General features: G+C 67.3%; 3 protein-coding genes. 2 read left to right on the top strand and 1 reads right to left on the bottom strand.

The genetic code is table 11. The features are described 5' to 3' along the window. The coding region (locus B9S61_RS33125) for a hydroxyisourate hydrolase (protein ID WP_258039990.1) at nt 1-277 on the top strand (277 nt) is incomplete at its 5' end. 6 nt (nt 278-283) lie between these two features. Continuing rightward, nucleotides 284-1,195 carry a factor-independent urate hydroxylase gene (pucL, locus tag B9S61_RS33120; protein ID WP_103545486.1) on the top strand — a complete coding sequence of 304 codons (912 nt, stop codon included), beginning with the start codon at nt 284-286 and terminating at the stop codon, nt 1,193-1,195. A 152-nt stretch (nt 1,196-1,347) separates the two neighbouring features. Here the strand turns inward: pucL and B9S61_RS33115 are convergent, their stop codons facing one another. Next, the gene (locus B9S61_RS33115) at nt 1,348-2,538 is read right to left on the bottom strand and encodes an IS110 family transposase (RefSeq protein ID WP_103543576.1); all 1,191 of its coding nucleotides are present in this window, start codon (nt 2,536-2,538) and stop codon (nt 1,348-1,350) included. Nucleotides 2,539-2,771 lie beyond the last annotated feature (233 nt).

Raw genomic sequence — 2,771 nt, 5'->3', positions numbered from 1 at the left:
CTCCGCGACCGACGCGGACGGGCGGTGCAAGGACCTGCCGGCCCTGCCGGAGGGCACCACCCACGTACGGCTCGGCTTCGCCGTGGAGCCGTACTCCGAGGAGAAGGACGCGAAGCAGCGAGCCGAGACGCAGCAGGACGCCCCCGCGCACCGGGACAGCGGCGCCGGAGTGTTCTTCCCGGAGGTGACGGTCACGTTCGCCGTCGTGCCGGGCGAGCACTACCACGTACCGCTGCTGCTCAACCCGTTCGGCTACTCCGTTTACCGAGGGAGCTAGCACACCATGCCCACGATCCTGGGACAGAACCAGTACGGCAAGGCCGAGAACCGGGTCGTAAAGATCACGCGGGACGGCGCCACCCACCACATCAAGGACCTCAACGTCTCCGTCGCCCTCTCCGGCGACATGGAGGAGGTCCACTACTCCGGATCGAACGCGAACGTCCTGCCGACCGACACCACCAAGAACACGGTGTTCGCCTTCGCCAAGGAGCACGGCGTCGAGTCGGCCGAACAGTTCGGCATCCACCTCGCCCGTCACTTCGTCACCTCGCAGCGGCCCATCCACCGGGCACGCATCCGCATCGAGGAGTACGACTGGGAGCGCATGGCGACCTCCGACGGACGTGAGGGCGAGCACTCCTTCGTCCGTAAGGGCCAGGAGACCCGGCTGACCCAGGTCACCTACGACGGTGAGACGTGGGAGGTCGTCTCCGGCCTGAAGGACCTGACGGTGCTGAACTCCACCGACTCCGAGTTCTGGGGGTACGTCAAGGACAAGTACACGACGCTCAAGGAGGCCTACGACCGTATCCTCGCCACCTCGGTCTCCGCCCGCTGGCGGTTCAACTGGACCGGTGACGCGGAGCGGATGCCGGACTGGGAGGCGTCCTACGGGGAGGTCAGGAAGCACCTGCTGCAGGCATTCGCCGAGACCTACTCCCTCTCGCTGCAGCAGACGCTCTACCAGATGGGCGCGCGGATCATCGACCACCGCGGCGAGGTGGACGAGGTGCGCTTCTCCCTCCCCAACAGCCACCACTTCCTGGTGGACCTGGAGCCGTTCGGGCTGAAGAACGACACCGCCGACGGCGCCGTGTACGTCGCCGCCGACCGTCCCTACGGCCTGATCGAGGGCACCGTCCTGCGGGACGGCTGCGAGGCGCGGATCCCGGCGGATCTCACCAGCCTCTGACCGCACCGTATTTCGGCACCCGTGGCCGGGGAAACACAGACGCCACACCCCACACCGCCCCGCCTCACACCACCCCGGCCACGGCACTCAGAACTCCCAGGGTCCTGCCGTGCCCTCTCCACGCAAGCGAAAAGGACTTCCCAATCATGAAGTCAAGCCGCCGCCGTGACGGGAGGTGAACCTTGGTAGCACTGTCCGTCACGGATCATCGCCCACAGGACATTGAGGCGTCGGCGGGCGAGGGCCAGCAGAGCCTGCTTGTGTCCTTTCCCCTCGCTCCTCTTGCGCTGGTAGTACGCCTTCGAGGCGGGACAGGTGGTAGTGCTGACCATCGCCGACAGGTACATGCTCCGCAGCAGTCCACGGTGGTAACGCCTGGGTCTGCGCAGGTTGCCGCTGACGCGGCCGGAGTCGCGTGGCCTGGGCGCCAGGCCGGCGAAGCCGGCCAGCCGATCGGCGCTGCCGAAGGCGTCCATGTCACCGCCGGTCGCGGCGATGAACTCGGCACCGAGCTTGGGGCCCATGCCGGGCAGACTGCGGATCACCTCAGCGTGCGGATGCTCGCGAAACTTGGCCTCGATCAGGGCGTCGAGCTCGGCGATCTCCTCATCGAGGGACATCACCCCCTTCGCGAGGCGGACCACCATGGCGGCGGCCAGCGTCTCGCCAGGCAGGGCCGTCAGCTGCGCCTGGGCAGCCTCCACAGCCGTTTTCGCAAGTGCGGCGGCGCCGCGGACCTTGCGGTTCTTCAGCCAGGTCTCGATCCGCTTCGCGCCGGCGCGGCGGATCGCGGCCGGGGTCTGGTAGCCGGTCAGCAACATCACCGGCCCTTTGTTGGTCAGCTCAAGCGAGCGTTCCAACGCGGGGAAGATCTCCAGCAGTTGAGCGCGGAGACGGTTGATCTGCCGGGTGCGGTCGAAGACCACGTCCAGGCGCCGGGTAGTGAGCGTGCGCAGGTCAATGGCGATCTCGTCGCCGGGCCTCAGCAGGCCGAGATCACGTCGGACGCGGGCCTGGTCGGCGATGACGAAGGCGTCCTTCGCGTCAGTCTTGCCCTCGCCTTTGTAGGTGGCCGATGCTCGGTGGACCGCGAGGCCGGTGAGGTAGGCCATCGGCTGGCCGTGGCTGAGCAGCAGGCCGATCAGCAGGGCGGCCCCGCCGTGGTTGAGGTCGACGGCCCACAGCACGTCGGTGGATATCTCCAGGACGTCGCCGATGAGCTGAAGCAGCTCGGTCTCGTCGTTCAGGACCCGGCGGGACAGCAGCCGCTCGCCGTCCGCGTTGATCACCACGCAGTGGTGATGCGTCTTGCCGATGTCCACTCCGGCCCAGATCTCGGGCACGTTCCCTCCGCCAGCTCGTCGTCACATCGATCCCGCAGACGACCTCGCCGACGTTGTCCTACAGCAGCGATCGAGTCGCGTCTCCCAATTGGCGGTCGAGTCGTCGCGGGGCTCCGGGCGGCCAAGTCCTTTGAGCCATCCAAACGGCGCCCACCATGCAGCCATACCCAGAACCCCTGGGCCCTCCGATCCTACGAATGACCGGATCAGACCCACGTCTTGAAAGGTAGGAC

This window comes from Streptomyces sp. SM1, assembly GCF_002910825.1.
Classification (GTDB): Bacteria; Actinomycetota; Actinomycetes; order Streptomycetales; family Streptomycetaceae; genus Streptomyces; species Streptomyces okerensis.
The sequence above is the reverse complement of the archived record's forward strand: the minus strand, read 5'-3'. Positions and strand labels throughout refer to the sequence as shown.